Annotated in this window: 1 pseudogene; it reads right to left on the bottom strand. The window is 46.7% G+C overall.

Annotated elements, in window-relative coordinates:
* A pseudogene (locus B4K20_RS11360) lies at positions 1-664 on the bottom strand (VWA domain-containing protein); the annotation flags it as partial.
* Positions 665-733 lie beyond the last annotated feature (69 nt).

The following is a 733-nucleotide window of genomic DNA, read 5'->3' as shown; positions in this document are numbered from 1 at the left end:
CTGACATCCAGCCTGTGCCCCCCAATTGATTGGCTTGCTCACTAAATGCAACAACAGCAATCTGGCTGTTCTTCGGTGCTCGTGCTAAAAGCCAAGCGACCACGCGCTTGGTGCGTTGCCATTTGGCGGCTGAGATTTTTGTCTGGTCAGAACTGCTTTTGGTTCTGATGATGTCGAGCAATTTTTCATTGGTCATAGAAGCGCTGACATCTACCAATACAGCGATCTTTCGGCCTTCCATTTTCAGACCGAGCAGATAATTCTCTTCATTCACCTGCTGTGTTTCGACCAGATCTTCTTTTTTGGGGACTTTTATCTCCGTAATACTTTTCTTAAGCTGGTTGAGATTGGATTCGGCGGTCTGCACTTCACTGTTTTTGTTGTCGAGAGCAGCGCGTTGCTGTTGCAGACTCTGGCTTAACGCGGATAAATCAATGTTTTCTTTTTTCAGCTGGGCGCTGAGTTCATCCAGCCCTTTTTGAGCTTCATCGCGAGCTTGTTCCAGGCTGCTGATATCTTTTTTCAGGTTCTCTGTTTCAGAAGGTGAGGACTCGATATTTTGTTTCACCAGCATAAAAACCAGAATCACTGCACCCAGCCCGCACGACATAATATCCAGAAAGGCGAGGTTGAGTCCTTCAGCTTGTCGGTTTTTACGCGCCAATGAAAATCACCGAATGCGACGAAGTAAGTACTTATCACAATAGTCCTGCGTATCGACGATCTGACTGTC

Source organism: Methylophaga sp. UBA5088 (assembly GCF_002414625.1).
Lineage (GTDB): Bacteria > Pseudomonadota > Gammaproteobacteria > Nitrosococcales > Methylophagaceae > Methylophaga > Methylophaga marina.
Note: the sequence above shows the minus strand (reverse complement) of the source record. Positions and strands in the feature narration are given on the sequence as shown.